Genomic DNA, 17885 nt, shown 5'->3' on the forward strand with positions numbered 1-17885 from the left:
GTTTCCCGACTCCCCTTTTCGCACCTTTCAGCGCAGGGGCACTTTAATTTGAGCGCCGCATTATACGTGAGATTCCCTACAAGGTCATTCCCAGTCAGCACAATGCGACTTTCGGGGAGTTTCCTGGCTCAGGCGCGGCGCCAGGTGGTACCCTCACGACTGTCGTCCAGGATGATGCCTTTTTCTAACAACTCGTCACGAATCCGGTCCCCTTCGGCAAAATTCTTCGCCTTGCGGGCGGCAGCGCGAGCCTGAATCATCGCTTCGATATCATCAGCGCTTAACTCACCACCGGTATCGGCCTGAAAAAAGGCTTCAGGGTTCTGCTGCAACAGGCCCAGCACGCCACCCAGGCGCACCAGTACCGCAGCACTCTGAGCCGCCCGATCCTCGCGACCCTCGCGACGGTGATGATTGATGTCATTGGCAATCGCATGCAGTACCGCAATGGCGCCGGCGGTGTTGAAGTCGTCGTCCATCACCTCGGCAAAGCGGCGATCATGCTCCGTTTCTGCCACGTCACTGTTTTTAGCAGGGGTAATACCGCGTAGCGCATGATAGAGCTTGGTAAGGGTACGCCCGGCTTCAGCGAGGCTGTCTTCGGAGTAATCCACCTGACTACGATAATGACTGGACACCAGGAAGTAGCGCACCACCTCCGCCGGGTAGGTTTCCAGAATCTGCCGGATGGTGAAGAAATTACCCAGCGACTTGGACATTTTTTCTTTGTTCACCCGAATGGCACCGGCGTGCATCCAGGTGTTAACAAATTTGTGGCCGGTGGCGCACTCGGACTGAGCAATCTCGTTCTCGTGATGCGGAAACAGCAAGTCCGGCCCACCGCCATGAATGTCAAAGGTGTCACCCAGGCACTGGGTCGACATGGCCGAGCACTCGATGTGCCAGCCCGGACGTCCGTCACCCCAGGGTGATGTCCAGCTCACCTCACCAGGCCTGGCCGACTTCCACAAAGCAAAGTCTGCGGGACTGCGCTTCGCTTCCTGCACACCTACCCTGGCACCGGCCACCAGATCTTCCAGCTTCTTTTTGCTGAGCTTGCCGTAATCCGGGAAGGAATTAACAGAAAAGTAAACGTCGCCATTATCTGCGGCATAGGCATGACCACTGCTGATCAGCGTATGAATCATCGCGATAATTTCATCGATAAAGGCCGTCGCTCTGGGCTCTTCGCTCGGCGACAACACACCAAGGCGAGCCTCGTCTTCATGCATCGCCTTGATCATGCGTCCGGTCAGATCGGAATAGACTTCGCCGTTTTGATCGGCCCGGGCCAGGATCTTGTCGTCGATATCGGTGATGTTACGCACATAGTGCACATCATAACCGCGGTGGCGCAGGTAGCGGCTGATCACATCAAACGCCACCAGCACTCGGCCGTGGCCCAGGTGGCAGTAGTCGTACACGGTCATACCGCACACGTACATGCGCACCTTGCCGGGCACGATCGGCTTAAATTCTTCCTTTTGCTGTGTCAGCGTATTGTAGATACGCATTACTTGCCTCCCTTGCCCCAGGAATCTCTCAGGGTGACGGTGCGATTAAACACCGGCTTGCCGGCCGCTGCCGTCAGCTCCTGATCACAGAAGAAATAACCCTCCCGCTCAAACTGATACGGCAGATCGGTGCGCGGCTGCGCCAGACTTTTCTCTACACGTGCGCCCTTAAGGATCACCAGGGATTCCGGGTTAAGGTGATCAAGCAGATCACCCTCTTTATCGCTGTCTGGCGATTCGTGATTGAACAGGCGATCGTACAGATTGATATCGGTTTCAACACTGTCAGCGGCGGATACCCAGTGAATAACACCGTTGGGCTTGTAACCCTCCGGATTAACGCCAAGAGTAGCGGGATCGTATTCGCATTTAAGCTCAACAATTTCGCCGCTGTCGTCGCGAATCACGTCGCGGCAGGTCATTACGTAACCACCGCGCAGGCGCACCGCCTGATCCGGCGCCAGTCGCTTCCACTTGCGCGGCGGCTCCACTTCGAAATCTTCGCGATCGATGTACAGGGTCTGACTCCAGGTCACCGCCCGCTCACCCATATCCGGGTTTTGCGGATGCACCGGCAGGGTCAGGGTTTCGGTCTGCCCGGCCGGGTAATTGGTCAGGGTGACCTTGAGCGGGCGCATCACACACATGGCTCTGGGGGCACGGGCGTTGAGGTCTTCCCGAATCGCATACTCAAGCATGCCGACATCGACGGTACCGCCCGCCTTGTTAACCCCGATCATGTCGCAGAAGCTGCGGATGGATTCCGGAGTGTAACCACGGCGGCGCATGCCAGAGATGGTCGGCATGCGCGGATCATTCCAGCTTTCAACCACAGCTTCGTCCACCAGACGCTTAAGCTTGCGCTTACTGGTGATGGTGTAGTTCAGATTCAGCCGGGCAAACTCGATCTGGCGCGGATGGCACGGAATAGTGATGTTATCCAGCACCCAATCGTACAGCGGGCGATGATCTTCAAATTCCAGTGTGCACAAAGAATGAGTGACGCCTTCCAGCGCATCCGAAATCGGATGGGTGAAATCGTACATCGGGTATATGCACCATTTATTGCCGGTTTGATGGTGATCGGCATAGCGAATCCGGTAGAGGATCGGGTCGCGCAGATTGATGTTCGGCGAGGCCATATCGATCTTCGCCCGCAGCACCAGTTCACCATTCTGGTACTTACCCGCGCGCATATCCCGGAACAGTTGCAGGCTTTCGTCCACCGGGCGGTCACGATACGGGCTGTTTTTGCCCGGTGCTTTCAGCGAGCCACGGTACTCTGCCATCTGCTCGGCGTTCAGGGCGCACACATAGGCCTTGCCCTTCTCGATCAACTCCTCGGCAAAGGCATAAAGCTGATCAAAGTAATCAGAGGCGTAAAGCACCTCATCGGCCCACTTGTAGCCCAGCCACTCGACATCCTGCTTGATAGCATCGATGTATTCCTGGCTTTCTTTCTCCGGGTTAGTGTCATCAAAGCGAAGATTGCACTCACCACCAAAGGTCTCGGCGATGCCAAAGTTCAGGCAGATAGACTTGGCATGCCCGACGTGGAGGTAGCCGTTCGGCTCTGGCGGAAAACGGGTAACGACCTTGCCAGAATGCTCACCCTTGGTGATGGCGTCTTCGATCAGGCTCTGAATAAAATTATGGGCTTTCTTCGACTCGGCGCTCATACAATCTCTGTCAACAGGGAATGGGACCTGGAAGCACAGCTGCGCTCCCTTAAACCGCCTATTATACTCACAAATCCTTGCCGGACTCATGCACACGACGAAACTCTTGCGTACAATACGATCTTTAAAGTTACCCAAACCTTAATTACAGGAAGCCCTGATGATTCTGCTGCAAACCAACCACGGCGATATCAAACTGGAACTGGACTACGAAAAAGCGCCAGAAACCGCAAAGAACTTCGAACAGTACGTTCGCGATGGTTTCTACGACGGTCTGATTTTTCACCGTGTGATCAGCAACTTCATGGTTCAGGGCGGCGGTTTTGAGCCGGGCATGACCCCGCGCAAAACCCGCGATCCCATTCAGAACGAGGCCGATAACGGCCTGAGCAATATGATCGGCACCGTCGCCATGGCCCGCACCATGGACCCCCATTCCGCGACTGCACAGTTCTTCATCAACGTTGAAAACAACGGTTTTCTGGATCACACCGCAAAAAACGCCGAAGGCTGGGGTTACTGCGTGTTCGGTAAGATTGCAGAAGGCATGGACACGGTGAACAAAATCCGGGGCGTGCGCACTACTATGCGGGCCGGTCATCAGGACGTTCCTTCGGAGGACGTTATTATTGAGAAAGCCGAGGTTCTGGAGGACGCGTGACCACGCTGTTTATCTCTGACCTTCATCTTGAGGAATCGCGCCCGGACATCACGGGCGCGTTTATGTCGTTCCTGAACGAAAAAGCACCCGGAGCAGAACGCCTGTTCATCCTCGGGGATTTTTTTGAAGCCTGGATTGGCGACGACGAGCGCACCCCGCTTCAGGAGCAGGTGGCCAGCGCCCTGAAAGCGCTCAGCGACACCGGGACCGACATTTTTCTGATGCACGGCAATCGGGATTTCCTGATCGGTGACGACTTCTGCCAACGTGCCGGCACTACCCTGCTCGACGACCCGACGGTGATCGACCTGTACGGCATACCAACCCTGTTACTTCATGGCGACAGCCTGTGCACGGCCGATGTCGAATACCAGAAATTCCGTAACGCCATGCGCAATCCGCAAATGCAGCAGATGATGCTGGCTCGCCCCCTGAAAGACCGCCAGCAAATGGCTCGCCAGTTACGGGAAGTCTCGATGGCGAAAAACCAGAGCAAGGCCGAGGCGATCATGGATGTTACTCCGGAGGAAGTGATCAAGGAGCTGGAACGCCATAACGTGCAGCTGATGATTCACGGCCACACTCATCGGCCCGCCGTTCATGAGCTTGAGGCCAACGGCAAGCCGGCGCGCCGGATCGTTCTTGGTGACTGGCACAGCCATGTTTGGTGGCTGGCGGCACAACCCGGCAAAGAGATGGCCTTAAAACAGCAGCCCCTGGAGCCTTAGCGCTCCAGCGGCGCTTTCATCTTCCGCTTTTTAACGCTGGCTCCCGATAGCTTTCAAGGCGCCTCAGCCAACCGGGCAACCAGCGTTCGCGTTCGATCGGATTTTCAGCCAACTGGGCGCGACGGGAAAGCACCGTGCCCGCCGATTCACGAAACCGAACCAATGCCGTTTTGCCGCCACCTTCGTCCATTGCCCCGAGCACCTGAGCCAACCCCCAGCCTTCGCCCTCATAACGCTCGGTTTCCGCCAGCCCTTCCCCTTTAAAATTCACATAATCCATCAAGGCATAGACGCCGCCCGGCGTTTGTCCCAACTGCCATAGCCGCTCTCGGATAATCGCCTGTCTGGCTTTTGGCACTGCCGCCACCACTGTCTCCAGGGACTGGTCCGCGCGCTCCCGAATAAAGCGCACCTGCAGCCCGCGAGTGTCATACAGGAACTCGCGCAACGCTTCTACCTGCGCAGATGCGGAGGCCTGCTGCAGAAACGTAGCCCGGTCCGGCCAGGGCGCTCCCTGAACACGGGCAGCGTCTAACCAGATCGGCAACTCAACGCCCTGATCAACCATGAACGCCAGCAGAGCGGGGAAACTCTCGGTAAATGGCCCGGTTTGGCCCTCGGGATACCAGATAAAATGACCAATGCCCAAAGAGGGAAAGGCTTCACCCTCGTTCCAATGCACCAGGCATTGATGCCTGGCGGCACATTCATTACGGAAGATTTGCTCACCCACCCAAGCCAACGCTTGCGAATCCAGTGTCATTATCTGTGCCTGCGGAGGCTCACGGGGCACCACCCGTAGCAAGCGGCCCTGCGGTGAATCCGTCAAGAGGTAAAGCGCGCCGTCCGGCCCACCCCGCACATCCCGAATTCGCTCGCCCAACTCGTCAAAAAGCCGTTCGGTGGCAACCACCTCTCCATCCACCAAAATCATTCGGTGTACGCTCTTATTCGCGAGCGCGCCAACAAACAGGTTGCCACGCCACTGCGGAAACTGGTGGCCGTGGTACAAAGCCATCCCCGAGGGCGCAATAGACGGCGTCCAGGACCACAACGGCTCAATTGTGCCTTCATAGCGACGGAACGGCGTGATCATGGCACCGGTGTAATCAACGCCATCGGTAGCCAATGGCCAACCATAATTGCCGCCCCGACGGATCAGGTTGATCTCGTCACCCCCGCGCGGGCCATGCTCATGCGCAATAATGCGGTCGTTATCCGCATCATAGACAACGCCCTGCACGTTACGATGGCCCAGACTGTAGATCTCCGGTAGCGCTCCGTCCTGGTCTATGAAGGGGTTATCCGGAGGCACCGAACCGTCCGGGTTCAACCGTACAATTGTGCCAATATGACTGGACAGCCGCTGCGCCTCTTCCCTGAAATCAAAGCCATCGCCCAAGGTCACCAGCAGGCTGCCGTCCCCCAGCCAGGCCATTCGACCGCCGTAATGGGCATTGCCGTATTTCGCAGGCGCGGCCCGAAAAATCTCACGCACACCGGTCAGGTTGTTACCGCTGAGATGGCCGCTGGCCACGCACAGATGGTTGGCCCTGGCATTTCCGCAGGCATAAGCCAGAAAGATTCGACCGTCGCCATCCATTCCAGGCTCAATAAGCACATCGAACAAGCCCGCCTGGCCAGAAGCGTAAACCTCGGGAACTCCGCTGATCACTGTTTGCTCGCCATCGGGCGATAACCTTTTCAGCACACCGCCACGCTCGGTCACCAAGGCAGAGCCCTCAGGCAAAAAAGCAACGGACCATGGGTAATCCAACCCCTGCGCAACCTCTTCAATGTGATAGTCCAAGGCCCCCGACGGATCGGAGGAAGCCATTGCAGGCTCAGAACTACTCCACATACCGGCCAGCATCAACATGGCCAGTGGCACCCGGCCAGTCGCGGATCTGGATGGCGGAGCCGTCAGCTGAGCAAACACCCACCCAGCCACCGCCGCTGTCGCCAGCATAGCCATTAAGCCTGGGACGGACCGCGTTGCCGCAATCAATGTTGGCATAGGCGCCAAACGATCCACCAGGGCCAGGGTTGCCCACAACGCCATGGCTGCACCAAAAGCGAACCAGAAATCGCGATAAGGCAACCCCAACAACCTGAGTAGCCCTGCCGTCACCAGAAAACCTGGAATCAACGCGGCGACCAGTAAGCCGGCATAAAGCGGAGCAAACTGGAGCAGATCCGTTGCCAGGACCGTCAAGCGTTCAGCCAACGTGAAGGAAGCCCCCAGCCCCGACAGCGCCGCCAGGTTAAACTGGGTCTGGACCATGCTACCTAAAAAGGCACCACACAAAACCGCTACCACTCCGGCGATTACAATCCGGACAGGTTTGTTCATCGATCGAGCGGGTCCCATTCCTATTCCTTTACATGAACTCTATGGACACACAGGCATTTTTGAAAGCTTGCCAATAATCTAGCCGGATACCCCCCAGGATGCCAACCGTTGAAGCCAGTCCAGCCTGACCCAAGCTCTATGGCGCTTTCCAGCGCTGACAAGCCCCTGTGGATCAGGTTTATTGCTCGACAAACGCACGCTCAATGACGTAATGCCCCATATCCCCACCACGAGCTTCTTGGAAGCCCATGGTGTTCAAAATAGAACAGGTATCTTTAAGCATGCTTGGGCTGCCGCAGATCATAAAGCGATCCTGTTCAACATCAAAGTCAGGCAAGCCAAGATCCCGGGTAATCTTGCCGGTTTCCATCGCATCGGTCAGGCGCCCCTGGTTACGGAACGGCTCGCGAGTCACGGTCGGATAATACATCAGCTTACCTTCCACCATTTCGCCGAAAAACTCGTTGGCGGGCAAAGCCTCAATATCTTGCTGATAGGCCAGCTCAGACACATAGCGAACACCGTGAGTCAGGATGACATTATCAAACGCATCATACACTTCAGGGTCTTTGATAATGCTCATAAACGGTGCCAGACCGGTACCAGTACTGATCAACCAAAGGTTTCGTCCGGGCAACAGGTTATCCAGCACCAGGGTGCCCGTCGGCTTGCGGCTGACGAGGATCTCATCGCCAACACTGATCTTCTGCAAGCGCGATGTCAGCGGGCCATCGGGCACCTTAATTGAGAAGAACTCCAGCTCTTCTTCATAGTTGGCACTGGCAATACTGTACGCCCTCATCAACGGCTTGCCGTCGGTTTCCAGACCAATCATCACGAAATGCCCGTTCTTGAAACGAAAGCCGGGGTCCCGACTCGTCTTGAAACTGAACAGGGTGTCGTTCCAGTGATGAACACTGGTGACTTTTTCTTTCATCAGATTACTCATGGGAGCCCTCGCTGCTAAAACATCACAGACAGTTATAGGAAAATTCGATGGGCACAGTTTACCCCAGCGCACTAAATCGACAAAACAGGCAATACCCATAACCATGTTCGATAAAATAGATTAAAGGCCCGGTAAATATGACCCTGATCATGGCCGGATCACAAGATCTGAACTAATCTGAATGTAGATTTTGCTCACAAGCGCTTCATTTACAAGGAGACTGCATGCTCAAGCACCTGATTCTTACCGTTGATTACACTACGGCCTGGGAACAAGCCATGGAGCAGCTGCCCGGTTTGCTCCAGCTTCTCGAAACAGAAAAGATCACGCTTACCTACGTACTGCAAACCCACAAACGACTGCACCCAGACGATACCGAAGGCGCAGCCACTGAGCGGCTGCGGCGCATCGGCGAGCAACTTTCACAATCTCTGGGCATCCAGGCCGAGACCCAAGTACTCAAAGGCTTCGTCGCACAAGAAGTGCAGGCTCTGGCGAAAAAACTCGATGCCGACGGCGTGGTCGCCTGCAATCGCAGCCACCACGCGGCCAAAGAATTGTTCTTTGGCAATACAGCCTTGAACCTGGCCAGAACGACCAAAGTGCCGCTACTGATCATTCCAGTTCAAGACCAACCTGCCTCCGCTGAGGGAGAACTTCTCTTCGCAACGGATGGTTCCAAGGCTTCGTTCAACGCCCAGGCCCTATTCGAACAACTGATGTCTGGCAAGCACACCGGGCGCGTGGTGTGGGTACATTCCGCAGAGCCAGAGGCGGCAGATGAGGCAACGGAGCAGCGAATCAATGACCTGGCTGAGCGTCACCCTGGCGTGCACCGAAACGTGTTAATCGGTCGCCCCGTTGACCAGATATTGCAAACCATCACAGACACCCGCCCCGCACTGACCATTATGGGCAAGCGAGGCTCAACCCCGATTCAGGAAATCATGATCGGCAGCACAACAGAACATATTGCTGCCGCCAGCCCCTACCCGGTGCTGATGATCCCCTGAACCGGCGCGCTGTGTTGTTTTCCGGCATTTGAACCGCTAACGTATCGATCAGACAGGACATACCTCCCCCCTTATCCGGCCTGATCGATTATGAAGTATAGCTTTCGACAACTTGAGGTCTTCCTCGCCGCCGCCCACTACCAGAACATCACCCGGGCGGCGGAATCCCTTGCCATGTCGCAATCTGCCGCCAGCAGCGCACTTAAAGAGCTGGAGAGCCAGTTTGATATCCAGTTATTTGACCGTGTCGGCAAGCGCCTGCAACTGAACGAACTGGGCAGACTCTATCGGCCCAAGGCAGAGGCTCTGGTCGCCCAGGCCACCGAGCTGGAACAAGCTTTCAGCAAACATTCCGAAGTGGGTGCACTTAAGGTTGGAGCCACGCTGACCATCGGGAACTATCTTGCCGTGGGGGTTATGGCCGAGTACATGAGCTCGCCCAACCATCCCAGAGTCTCACTGGAAGTGGCCAATACCAGAGCCATTGCCCGTCGCGTCAAAGATTTCGAGCTGGACATCGGATTGATTGAGGGTGAGCTGCAAAGCACGGAGCTAGAGGTGATTCCCTGGCGGGGAGATCAGTTGGTGGCCTTCTGCTCCCCCGACCATCCTTTGGCCCGGAAAGCCGTGCTGACAGACGAGGATCTTCGGCAAGCCGTCTGGATCATGCGGGAACAAGGTTCTGGCACTCGACAGAGTTTTGAGCGAGGCATGCAAGGCCTGCTACCAGACCTGACAATTCTGTTGGAGCTGGAACATACCGAGGCGATCAAACGTGCAGTGGAGGCCAACCTTGGCATTGGTTGCCTGTCTCAGCTCGTGCTAACAGACGCCTTCAAACGCGGCAGCCTGGTACCCCTGACGGTTCCGGAACACCGAAAATTTGATCGCCAGTTCTATTTTATCCTGCACAAGCAGAAGTACCGCAGCGCCGGCATTGACCGGTGGATGACATTATGCAGAGAGCTTTAACACATCAATCAATAACCGGCCCGCTGTGGAACCGGAACTCAGAGTCCGGCGTTTCAATCAGCGGCTGTTCAATAGCCATAAATTCCGCCACCCGTTCATCCACCGGCCCACCGTTGGCCTGCTCGGCGAGTTTCAGGTAATCCTGATAATGCCGGGCCTCGGATTTCAGCAAACTGTTGTAGAAATCCGCCAGCTTTTCATCCAGAAACGGCGCCAGCGCCGCAAACCGCTCGCAGGAGCGAGCCTCAATGATAGCACCCACAATCAGCACATCCACCAGACGGCCTGGATCATCCTTTCGCACCGGCGCCCGCAGGCCGGCCGCATAGCGCGAAGGGGTCAAATGCGTATATGCCACGCCCCGTTTGACCATGATCGCCAACACCTGCTCAAAATGCCGCAACTCCTCACGTGCCAGTCGCGACATCTTGTTGAGCAGATTGGTATTGTCCACGTACCGGTACATCAGGCTGAGCGCGGTTGAGGCGGCCTTTTTTTCACAATGGGCATGGTCAATCAGCAGCAAATCCTGATTGGCCAATGCATTCTCAATCCATGCTGCCGGCGTTCGGCAAGGCAGAAAGTCATGTATCTCTTGCAGGGCGTCGCTCATATCATCCGATCGGGTCAGGTTCAGGAAAACGCGCAGTATAGCGCAGCCAACAGATCTCTCCGACCTCTGTCCAACTTAACTTTGTAAGTGCTTTCCTATAGAATGCAGCGCCAGATCAAGGAGTCTCTGAATAAATCCTGAAGCCCTAGTCGGTGATTTTAGGTGTTATTCAGAGGCTCCTGCGGCCTTTTCGCCAAAAAACTCCCGCCAGGCACCGTGCCACCGGCGAGGGACATTCCAACTGATGAGGGTCCATATCGTGTTAGAAGCCTACCGTGAACACGTTGCTGAACGTGAAGCCCTGGGTATTCCACCCAAGCCCCTGAACCCCGAGCAGACTGCCGGTCTGATCGAACTGCTGAAGAACCCGCCTGCCGGTGAAGAAGCAACCCTGGTTGACCTTCTTGAAAACCGCGTTCCGCCAGGCGTAGACGAAGCCGCTTATGTAAAAGCCGCTTTCCTGACCGCCATTGTTAAAGGCGAAGCCACTTCTCCGCTGATCGACAGCAAAAAAGCGGTGCAACTGCTGGGCATGATGCAGGGCGGCTATAACATCGCCACTCTGGTTGACCTGCTGGATAACGCCGAACTGGCTGAGCTGGCCGGTGAAGAACTCAAGCACACCCTGCTGATGTTCGATGCATTCAACGACGTCAAAGAAAAAATGGACGCCGGCAACGCCGTCGCCAAGTCTGTGATTGAGTCCTGGGCTAACGCCGAGTGGTTCACCAACAAGAACAAGGTTCCTGAAAGCACCAAGATGGTCGTTTTCAAGGTCACCGGCGAAACCAACACCGATGACCTGTCACCGGCTCCGGATGCCTGGTCCCGCCCGGACATCCCGCTGCACGCCCGCGCTGCCTATAAAATGGAGCGTGATGGCCTGAAGCCGGAAGAGCCTGGCGTAACGGGCCCCATGAGCCAGATCGAAGAAATCAAATCCAAGGGCCTGCCCGTTGCCTTCGTAGGTGACGTTGTAGGTACCGGTTCTTCCCGTAAGTCTGCCACTAACTCGGTGCTGTGGTTCTTCGGTGACGACATCCCGGGCGTGCCGAACAAGCGTGGCGGCGGTGTCTGTATCGGTAACAAGGTTGCTCCGATCTTCTTCAACACCATGGAAGATGCCGGCGCACTGGTTTTCGAAGCACCGGTAGACAACATGAACATGGGCGACGTCATCGACATCCGCCCATACGAAGGCAAGATCCTGAACGAAGCCGGTGAGACGATCTCCGAATTCAAATTCAAATCTGACGTGATCCTGGACGAAGTTCAGGCTGGCGGCCGTATCCCGCTGATCATCGGCCGTGGCCTCACCGCCAAGGCTCGCACCGCACTGGGCATGGGCGCTACCGACCTGTTCCGCCTGCCGAAAGATCCTGAAGCCGGCACCAAAGGCTTCACCCTGGGCCAGAAGATGGTCGGTAAGGCCTGCGGTCTGGATGAAGGCCAGGGCGTGCGCCCGGGCACCTACTGCGAACCGCACATGACTACCGTGGGTTCACAGGACACCACCGGTCCGATGACCCGTGACGAGCTGAAGGATCTGGCGTGCCTGGGCTTCCAGGCAGATCTGGTTATGCAGTCCTTCTGTCACACCGCCGCTTACCCCAAGCCGGTTGACGTTGAAATGCAGCACACCATGCCAGACTTCATCCGCACCCGTGGCGGTGTTTCTCTGCGTCCGGGCGACGGTATCATCCACTCCTGGCTGAACCGCATGCTGCTGCCAGACACCGTGGGTACCGGTGGTGACTCCCACACCCGTTTCCCGATGGGCATCTCGTTCCCGGCCGGTTCTGGCCTGGTGGCGTTTGCCGCGGCAACCGGTGTTATGCCGCTGGATATGCCGGAATCCGTTCTGGTTCGCTTCAAAGGCGAAATGCAGCCCGGCATCACCCTGCGCGATCTGGTACACGCGATCCCGCTGTACGGCATCAAACAAGGCATACTGACCGTTGAGAAGAAAGGCAAGATCAACGAATTCTCTGGTCGTATCCTGGAAATCGAAGGCCTTGAAAGCCTGACCGTCGAGCAAGCGTTTGAGCTGTCTGACGCCTCCGCCGAGCGCTCCGCAGCTGGTTGCACCATCAACCTGTCTGAAGAGTCTGTGGCCGAGTACCTGCGCTCCAACATCACCATGCTGCGCTGGATGATTGCCGAAGGTTACGGCGATCCGCGTACCCTGGAGCGTCGCGCCAAGCAAATGGAAGAGTGGATTGCCAATCCGAAGCTGATGCGTGCCGACAAAGACGCCGAATACGCTCACGTGGTGGAAATCGATCTGGCCGACATCAAAGAGCCAATCGTATGCTGCCCGAACGATCCGGACGATGCCCGCACTCTGTCTGAAGTGGCTGGCGACAAAGTTGACGAAGTCTTCATCGGCTCCTGCATGACCAACATTGGTCACTTCCGTGCCGCAGGTAAATTGCTTGCGCAGAATAAGGAACCTCTGAAAACCCGTCTGTGGATGTCTCCTCCCACCAAGATGGACCAGGCTCAGCTGATGGAAGAGGGTTACTTCAACATCTACGGCACTGCCGGTGTTCGCACCGAGATGCCGGGCTGCTCCCTGTGCATGGGTAACCAGGCGCGTGTGGCTGCCAAGTCTACCGTTCTGTCTACCTCTACCCGTAACTTCCCGAACCGCCTCGGCGACGGTGCTAATGTGTACCTGACCTCTGCGGAACTGGCAGCTGTGGGCGCGGTACTGGGCAAACTGCCCTCCGCTGCGGAGTACATGGAGTACGCCAAAGACCTGAACAGCATGTCGAAAGAGATCTACAAGTATCTCAACTTCGACCAGATGGAGAACTACACCAAGAAGGCCGCTGAAGCGAACGTTGCCTAAGCACTAACCTTCAAGGTTTAGCTCCATGAAAACGCCAGCCCTCGGGCTGGCGTTTTTTTGTGCCTGAACAACAACCACTGAGGATGAGCCAGGGGGGGTACCCCGCCTGCGGACCAGACTCTCATACGAAAAAGGGGCCCCCGAAGGAGCCCCTGATTTTGTCAGAGCATTATAACCGCTCTCGATTACCGAGTGATGTGCTGGTACTCACCGGAATCCTTGGTCGCCAGGCTGACCACAACAATCGCGATCATGGCGATAATGAAGCCCGGAATGATCTCATAGACGCCAGGGCCGCCCATGAAGCTGCCGTTCCAGCCCAGAGAGATCCAGACAATAACGGTACCGGCACCGGCGACCATACCTGCGATCGCGCCCGCACCATTGGTGCGTGACCACATCAGCGACAGGATAATCAGAGGACCAAAGGCAGCGCCAAAGCCTGCCCAGGCGTTACTGACCAGAGCCAGAACCTGAGAGTTTTCATCGGACGCAATGACAGCGGCAACAAGACCGACCAGGACAACACAAACCCGGCCCACGTTAACGCATTCTTTATCAGTAGCCTCTTTACGCAGGAACAGGCGGTAGAAGTCCTCGGTCAGTGAAGACGAAGACACCAGCAGCTGACTGGAGATGGTGCTCATGACCGCAGCCAGCAACGCCGCATACAGGAAGCCAGTGATCAGCGGGTGGAACAGCAGGTCGGCCAGGATGATAAAGATGGTTTCAGGATCTGCCACATCCATACCGTTGCGGATCGCATAAGCGCGCCCGAATACACCCAGAGAAATGGCACCGATCAGGGAAACTGCCATCCAGCCCATGCCGATGTTACGGGCGATGGGTACATCTTTCAGCGTACGAATCGCCATGAAGCGCACGATGATGTGAGGCTGACCGAAATAGCCAAGACCCCAGGTAACCGCCGACAGCCAGCCGATAAATGTCAGCCCCTGCGTCCAGGAAAGCAGCGTGGGATCGACAGAATTGAGAGTTTCAGAGGCCTGCGAGAAACCGCCGCCACCTTCGCCGAAGAGCACTACCGCTGGCATAATGATCAGCGCGAACATCATGATGCAGCCCTGAACAAAGTCCGTCATGCTCACCGCGAGGAAGCCGCCAACCACGGTGTAAGCCAAAACCACACCCAGGGTGATAACAATACCCACGCCGTAGTCGCTCAGGCCGCCAAAGTTGAAGATGCCGGAAAACGCACTTTCAAACAGCTTGCCGCCCGCAACCAGGCCGGACGCTGTGTAAACGGCGAAGAAGATAACAATAACGATGGCCGAGACCGTGCGCAGGGAAAGCGCCTGAGTCGGGAACCGGTTCGCAAGGAACGACGGAATGGTAATAGCGTTCCCGTAATGGACAGTCTGCTCACGAAGACGTGGCGCAACCAGGGTCCAGTTAATGAAAGCACCTACGAACAAGCCGATACCAATCCAGGCAGAAGCCAGGCCAGTGACGAACAGCGCCCCGGGCAAGCCCAGAAGCAACCAGCCACTCATATCCGAGGCACCCGCCGACAGCGCCGCCACTTTTGGACTGAGGGCTCGCCCGCCCAGCATGTAATCTTCCGATGACGATGTGGATCTGCGCATGGCGTATATGCCAATGCCGATCATGATCGCAAAGTAAGCAAATAGACTGATCCAAACACCAATAGCCATAAGGCTCCTCCGGTTTAATGAGTCGGATAACATCCGCTCTTAAGGCACAGACTTGGCATGCCGGCCTGCGCACTGTGCCGTTTTTCTTGTTTACCCAATATCCATCCGAATTGGAGGAGGCAGAACCCCCGCACAGCTCCTGACAAACCTGATTATTGTTCACTCCATCACGACAAAAGTTGCCGGCCAAAAGTGCAATCCTACAGAAACATTAAGTTAGTATTACTACCGACCTACGGCTTACAAAATCCTACGATTCTTTTACAGAATTCTACGGGACTCCCAAAATTAGAGCCTGTTTCACGCAACGCTTCTATTAACCTGCAACTTTGACGGGGTTGTACCCTTATATTTACGCAATGCATTGGTCAGGGCACTTTGTGACGAAAAACCGGTTCGGTAACTGATTTCGGACACGGAAAGAGACGACGAGGCCAAAAGGTGAACGGCTTGCTCCAGGCGTGTCTGCAACAGGAATTGATGAGGAGTGGTACCCGCCACGTCCCGAAACACTTCATAAAACCGGCTAACACTCAGGCACACTTCTCCGGCCATGTCCTCAACGGTAATCTTCCGGTGCAGATTGCTCAGGATGTAGCGACGAATGGCCTCGGGACTGATGACACTTCGATGGGTGATCTGGGCGGGGTGTTCAATGATTCGGTCTGCCATACAGTACAAAACACTGGACCCCAGATGTTGCTTAAGTGTGCTGTTCTCCGGCGCACGATCAAACTCATTAGCAACAAATTGGACGAAGGATTGAAGCCGGCCGTCCATTTGTACCGTTCTAGGCTTCTCAAAGACCCGCATCATCCGTTCGTAATCAGCGTGGGCGGGCGTGTTGATGGCGGGAGTAAGGGGGTCCAGATTGATGACCAGAACGTGATTCTCGTCGTCGCCACAATAGTCGTGACTGGCATCAGTCGGCACTACACAAGCGCGCCAGGTATCCAGGTGAGCCCCGGTTCCGTCAACACTGAGATCGGCTTCCCCCCTCACCCCAATAACAATCTGGTGGTGTTCGTGCCGGTGCTGGTGAGCGGCGATAGGAAGCTTCAGGAGTTTCGCGTTGAGCATTAATGCTGCCGGCCGTTAATTGAGAATGTACATCAATTAAAGCAGATCATTACAAAAAGTGCACGAAAGCGAAAAAAAACGATATCGTCAGGCTGGCGCTGGCATCTTCACCAAAGCAGCCAGTAGTGCTGAAACACTGGCAGAGACTTGCTCCAGCGGCAGAGCTGCGTTGACAACGTGATACTTAGACGGCAGTGCGGTTGCCCGTTCCAGGTAGGTGTCACGAATACGCTGGAAAAAATCCTGGGCTTCCTGCTCAAAGCGGTCGAGCTCACCTCGCTGGCGAGCCCGGGCCATGCCCGTTTCTACCGGAGCGTCTAACAAAATGACGTGATCAGGCTTGACGTCTCCCTGAACAAGGGCTTCCAACAGCGCTATTCGCTCTTTAGGGACCCCTCGGCCACCACCCTGATACGCGAAGGTGGCATCGGTAAAGCGGTCACACAAAACCCACTTGCCGCGGTCAAGCGCCGGAAGAATGCAGTTATACAGATGCTGAGCCCTGGCGGCGAACATCAGTAGCAGTTCGGTGGTCTCATGAACCGGCTCTTCGCGGGGCGCCAGCAACAGTTCGCGGATTTTTTCGGCCATGGGCGTGCCGCCTGGCTCCCGGGTGACAATAAACTCCACACCCAGTTGGTCGAGTGTATTGGCGGCATTCTCCAGCTGCGTGGACTTACCAACACCCTCAGTGCCCTCAAACGTGATGAATCGACCTTTGGTTTGCATCATTGTTCCCGACTGTTTTCGTTCAGGGTGCTCGGCGCGGGAGAAGATCGATAATCCTGTCGGCGATTCAGCTGATATTCCCTGACGGCCTGCTGGTGCTCGGCCAGCGTTCTGGAAAATTTATGACTGCCATCCCCTCTGGCAACAAAATACAGTGTGTCACCGTCGTCCGGATGCAGCGCGGCATGGATCGAGTCACGGCCCGACAAGGCGATAGGTGTTGGCGGCAAGCCATTGATACGGTATGTATTGTAAGGCGTATAGGTTCTCAGATCGCTGCGCCGGATACGCCCTTCATACTGATCGCCCATGCCATAGATGACGGTCGGATCAGTCTGTAAACGCATCCCTTTGTGCAGGCGCCGAACAAACACCCCGGCTACTTCCTGACGCTCCCAGGGCACGCCGGTTTCACGCTCCACAATAGAGGCCATAATCAGAGCCTCGTAGGGCGAATCGTAAGGCAGCCCTTCGGCGCGATTCTGCCACTCCTCGTCAAGCACCGTCACCATGCGGTTATAGGCGCGCTTGAGTATATCCAAGTCAGATTCGCTGCCGCTGAACATGTAAGTATCCGGAAAAAACCACCCTTCGGGATGCTGGTCTTCAGCACCGACCGCCGCCATTATCTGTTCATCGGACCAGTCCGTTGTCAGTCTGGTCAGACGTTCGGAACGTGCCAAGGCCGCTCGTAAATCCCGGAACGTCCAGCCCTCGATAAACTGAACGGACCACAACTTTACTTTGCCCTCCACCATGGTCTGAACCATGGTAAGTGGGGTCATCCCCGACTGAAACTCGTAATCACCGGCCCTGATTCTGGTCTGATCCGGGTTCAACCGGCCATACAGGCGAAGCCACAGTGCGTCCGACACAAAGCCTTCGCTCTCAAGACGCCGAGCCACCTGGCTGTACCCTGCCCCGGGCGCTACATTGAAAAGCACAGGCTCCTCCAAAGAAACCGGTTGCTGCAGCGTCTGTAAACCCTGCCAGAGCCAAAGTCCGCTGCCAGCCGACACCAGAACCACTGCCGTCACCAACACAATCAATAGCTTTTTTAACAC

General features: G+C 56.0%; 14 protein-coding genes. 5 read left to right on the forward strand and 9 right to left on the reverse strand.

Going from position 1 to position 17885, the window contains the following annotated elements; all coding sequences use genetic code 11:
* Nucleotides 1–128 precede the first annotated feature (128 nt).
* Both cysS and IBX51_RS00570 read right to left on the reverse strand, forming a co-directional pair.
* Nucleotides 129–1514 carry a cysteine--tRNA ligase gene (gene cysS / locus IBX51_RS00565; RefSeq protein WP_291827472.1) on the reverse strand — a complete coding sequence of 462 codons (1386 nt, stop codon included), beginning with the start codon at nt 1512–1514 and terminating at the stop codon, nt 129–131.
* On the reverse strand, nt 1514–3193 hold the full coding sequence (locus tag IBX51_RS00570; RefSeq protein ID WP_291827474.1) for a glutamine--tRNA ligase/YqeY domain fusion protein: 1680 nt from the start codon (nt 3191–3193) through the stop codon (nt 1514–1516). Before IBX51_RS00570 ends, cysS begins: the two co-directional genes overlap by 1 nt.
* A 160-nt stretch (nt 3194–3353) precedes the next feature.
* On the opposite strand from IBX51_RS00570, the gene IBX51_RS00575 reads away from it, so the two are divergent.
* Complete coding sequence (locus IBX51_RS00575; RefSeq protein WP_291827476.1) at nt 3354–3854, forward strand: peptidylprolyl isomerase; 501 nt, start codon at nt 3354–3356, stop codon at nt 3852–3854.
* Nucleotides 3851–4582, forward strand: a complete 732-nt coding sequence (gene lpxH / locus IBX51_RS00580) for a UDP-2,3-diacylglucosamine diphosphatase (RefSeq protein ID WP_291827479.1) — start codon at nt 3851–3853, stop codon at nt 4580–4582. The genes IBX51_RS00575 and lpxH overlap by 4 nt, the downstream gene beginning before the upstream one ends.
* Nucleotides 4583–4598: 16 nt before the next feature.
* Here the strand turns inward: lpxH and IBX51_RS00585 are convergent, their stop codons facing one another.
* Together IBX51_RS00585 and IBX51_RS00590 are read right to left on the reverse strand one after the other, a co-directional pair.
* The gene (locus tag IBX51_RS00585; protein WP_291827480.1) at nt 4599–6935 is read right to left on the reverse strand and encodes a PQQ-dependent sugar dehydrogenase; all 2337 of its coding nucleotides are present in this window, start codon (nt 6933–6935) and stop codon (nt 4599–4601) included.
* A gap of 178 nt (nt 6936–7113) precedes the next feature.
* Complete coding sequence (locus tag IBX51_RS00590; protein ID WP_291827481.1) at nt 7114–7884, reverse strand: ferredoxin--NADP reductase; 771 nt, start codon at nt 7882–7884, stop codon at nt 7114–7116.
* Between the two features lie 224 nt (nt 7885–8108).
* Here IBX51_RS00590 and IBX51_RS00595 point away from each other — a divergent pair, with 224 nt between their 5' ends.
* Nucleotides 8109–8897, forward strand: a complete 789-nt coding sequence (locus tag IBX51_RS00595) for a universal stress protein (RefSeq protein ID WP_291827483.1) — start codon at nt 8109–8111, stop codon at nt 8895–8897.
* Nucleotides 8898–8987: 90 nt separating this feature from the next.
* On the forward strand, nt 8988–9869 hold the full coding sequence (locus IBX51_RS00600; RefSeq protein WP_291827485.1) for a LysR family transcriptional regulator: 882 nt from the start codon (nt 8988–8990) through the stop codon (nt 9867–9869).
* A 4-nt stretch (nt 9870–9873) separates the two neighbouring features.
* Here the strand turns inward: IBX51_RS00600 and IBX51_RS00605 are convergent, their stop codons facing one another.
* Nucleotides 9874–10482, reverse strand: a complete 609-nt coding sequence (locus IBX51_RS00605) for a tRNA isopentenyl-2-thiomethyl-A-37 hydroxylase MiaE (RefSeq protein WP_291827487.1) — start codon at nt 10480–10482, stop codon at nt 9874–9876.
* A 259-nt stretch (nt 10483–10741) separates the two neighbouring features.
* On the opposite strand from IBX51_RS00605, the gene IBX51_RS00610 reads away from it, so the two are divergent.
* Nucleotides 10742–13336, forward strand: a complete 2595-nt coding sequence (locus tag IBX51_RS00610; protein WP_291827604.1) for a bifunctional aconitate hydratase 2/2-methylisocitrate dehydratase — start codon at nt 10742–10744, stop codon at nt 13334–13336.
* 185 nt (nt 13337–13521) lie between these two features.
* Here the strand turns inward: IBX51_RS00610 and putP are convergent, their stop codons facing one another.
* From putP to mltG, 4 genes are all read right to left on the reverse strand, one after another.
* Nucleotides 13522–15012 (reverse strand): sodium/proline symporter PutP, encoded by a 1491-nt coding sequence (gene putP, locus IBX51_RS00615; protein WP_291827489.1) that lies wholly within the window; start codon nt 15010–15012, stop codon nt 13522–13524.
* Nucleotides 15013–15312: 300 nt separating this feature from the next.
* Complete coding sequence (locus IBX51_RS00620) at nt 15313–16092, reverse strand: AraC family transcriptional regulator (RefSeq protein WP_291827491.1); 780 nt, start codon at nt 16090–16092, stop codon at nt 15313–15315.
* Nucleotides 16093–16179: 87 nt separating this feature from the next.
* Nucleotides 16180–16821 (reverse strand): dTMP kinase, encoded by a 642-nt coding sequence (gene tmk / locus IBX51_RS00625; RefSeq protein ID WP_291827494.1) that lies wholly within the window; start codon nt 16819–16821, stop codon nt 16180–16182.
* Nucleotides 16821–17885 (reverse strand): endolytic transglycosylase MltG, encoded by a 1065-nt coding sequence (gene mltG, locus IBX51_RS00630; protein WP_291827497.1) that lies wholly within the window; start codon nt 17883–17885, stop codon nt 16821–16823. The genes tmk and mltG overlap by 1 nt, the downstream gene beginning before the upstream one ends.

Source organism: Marinobacter sp., from assembly GCF_014859525.1.
Classification (GTDB): Bacteria; Pseudomonadota; Gammaproteobacteria; order Pseudomonadales; family Oleiphilaceae; genus Marinobacter.